General features: G+C 76.1%; 2 protein-coding genes. Both read left to right on the top strand.

Annotated features, from left to right (window positions below):
- Positions 1 to 7 precede the first annotated feature (7 nt).
- Entirely contained in the window at positions 8 to 1,705 is a 1,698-nt protein-coding gene (locus tag B1205_RS32430; protein WP_441338571.1) for a polyketide synthase dehydratase domain-containing protein, read from the top strand.
- Positions 1,699 to 2,680, top strand: a 982-nt coding sequence (locus B1205_RS32425; RefSeq protein WP_441338570.1) for a type I polyketide synthase, incomplete at its 3' end; no start/stop codon positions are given. The genes B1205_RS32430 and B1205_RS32425, both read left to right, overlap by 7 nt.

The raw sequence follows: 2,680 nt of genomic DNA, 5'->3' as shown, positions 1-2,680 counted from the left end.
TGACGACGTGCTGGCCGTGGCGGTGCAGCGTCGTGACCGCGACGACGACGCCGCGCTGCTGGGCGCGTTGGCCGACCTGCACGTCCATGGTGTGCCGGTGACGTGGGAGACGTGGTTCGTCGGCGCCGACGCCATCCGCGTCGACCTGCCCACCTACGCCTTCCAACACCGGCGCTACTGGCCGGAGGGCGCCCGCCCCCGCCGGGGCGACGTGACCGGGGCCGGACTCAGCGACGCCGCGCACCCGCTGCTCGGCGCCACCGTCGACCTGGCCGGCGACGGCGAGATCGTCCTCACCGGCCAACTCTCCCTCGCCACCCACCCCTGGCTGGCCGACCACACGGTCGCCGGGAGCACGCTGCTGCCCGGCGCCGCACTCGTCGAACTCGCCGTCCGCGCCGGCGACGAGGCTGGCGTACCCCGCCTGCGCGAACTCACCGTCGCCACCCCGCTGGTCCTGCCCGACACCGGCAGCCTGCGCATCCAGGTACGCGTCGACGGCGCCGGCACCCGACGCGCCGTCACCGTCCACTCCCGCCGCGACGACGACCCCGAGGCCGGCTGGACCCGGCACGCCGACGGCATCCTCGAACCGCCCGTACCCACCGAACCCGACCTCGGCACCTGGCCGCCGGCCGACGCCACCGAGGTCGACCTGACCGGCTGGTACGACACGCTCGCCGAGCACGGCCTGACGTACGGGCCGGCGTTCCAGGGCCTGCGCCGGGCCTGGACCGGCGACGGCGAGGCGTACGCCGAGATCGCCCTGCCGGACCCGACGGCCACCGATGCGGCCCGGTACGCGCTGCATCCGGCGCTGCTGGACGCCGCGCTGCACCCGATCGGGCTGCTGTCCGCCGCCGACGGCGGGGGCCCGCGCGTGCCGTTCGCGTTCGAGGGCGTGCAGGTGCACGCCGCCGGCGCCGCCCTGCTCCGGGTCCGGCTGACCCGCACCGGCGACGCGGTCCGGCTGGTCGCCACCGACGACACCGGAGCACCGGTCGTGTCGGTGGACACGCTGGTCCTCCGCGAGATGACCGGCCTGCCCACGTCGACCGCCGCCACCCGATCGCTGTACGAGGTGCGCTGGCAGAGCGTGGACACGCTGACCGGATCGACCACCGGCTGGGTTGCGCTCGGCAACACCGTCGACGGGCTGCCCCTCCGCCCGGACGTGCCGGCGGTGCTCGCCGACGCGCCGGCCACCCCCGCGGTGCTGGTGCTGCCGGTGGCCGTACCCCCCGGGGTCGACATGCCGGCGGCGGTGCGGGCGGTGACCACCGACGTCCTGGCCACGGTCCAGGCTTGGCTGGCGGCGGAGCAGCTTGCCGACTCGCGGCTGGTGGTGGTGACGCGGGGCGCGGTGGCCGCCACGGACGCGGATCGGGTGGTGGATCTGGCGNGGGGGTTGTTGCGGTCGGCGCAGTCGGAGCATCCGGAGCGGATCGTCCTGGCGGACCTGGACCGGGATGTCGACGCCGAGGTGTCGTCGGTGTTGGCGGGTGTGCTGGCCGACCTGCCGGCCACGGGTGGGCAGGTCGCGGTGCGCGGCGACGCGGTGTTGACGCCGCGTCTGGTCCGCGCCGCGCTCGCGCCGTCCGGTGCCGCCGTGTCCTCGACGGCCGGGGTCGGCGTCGTGCCCGGCGAGAGCACGACCGGCGGGCCGGTGGTGCCGGGTGGTGTCGGTGACGGCACCNGGTGGTGACCGGTGGGACCGGTGCGTTGGGTGCGTTGGTGGCGGAGCATCTGGTGACCGTGCACGGGGTGCGGTCGCTGCTGCTGGTGTCGCGGCAGGGTCCGGCCGCGCCGGGCGCGGACGCGCTCACCGAGCGGCTGACGGGGCTGGGTGCCTCGGTGTCGGTGGTGGCGGCCGACGTGACGGATCGGGAGCAGGTGTTCCGGTTGGTGTCCGGCGTGCCCGGTCGGCTTGCCNNNNCCGGTGTGTTGGACGACGGTGTGGTGTCCGCGATCAGCCCGGAGCGGTTGGCGAATGTGCTCGCGCCGAAGGCCACGGCCGCGTGGTGGTTGCACGAGGCGACCCGGGATCTCGACCTGGATCTGTTCGTGTTGTTCTCGTCCGTCGCGGGTGTGCTCGGCTCGCCCGGTCAGGCCGCGTACGCCGCCGCGAACGCGACGCTCGACGCGCTGGCGGCGTACCGCCGGCAGGACGGGCTGCCGGCGGTGTCCCTGGCGTGGGGGATGTGGGACACGGCGGGGATGGCGGCGTCGCTGTCGGAGGGGGAGCGGCAGCGCTCGGCGCGGGCCGGGCTGACGCCGATGAGCGCCGAGGTCGGCCTCGACCTGTTCGACGCCGCCCTCGCCGCCGGGCAGCCGGTCCTCGTGCCCACCGTCATCGACCTGCCCGCGCTGCGGGCGGCGGCGACCACCGGCACGCCCGTACCGGCGATGCTGGCGACGCTCGTCGGCCGCACCACCGCCCGGCGTCTCGCCGGCGCCGGCGGGTGGGCCGGCCGGCTCGCCCGGCTCACCGACGACGAGGCCCGCGCCGAGGTGGACCTGCTGGTACGCGGGCTCGTCGCGCAGGTGCTCGGGCACGGCGGCGCGGACGCAGTGCCCGCCGACCGGGCGTTCCAGGAGCTGGGCTTCGACTCGTTGACCGCGGTTGACCTGCGTAACCGGGTCAACGCGGCGACCGGGCTGCGGCTGCCGTCCACGCTGG

The organism is Micromonospora sp. NBS 11-29 (assembly GCF_002140155.1).
In the GTDB taxonomy this organism is placed as follows: Bacteria; Actinomycetota; Actinomycetes; order Mycobacteriales; family Micromonosporaceae; genus Micromonospora.
Note: the sequence above shows the minus strand (reverse complement) of the source record. Positions and strands in the feature narration are given on the sequence as shown.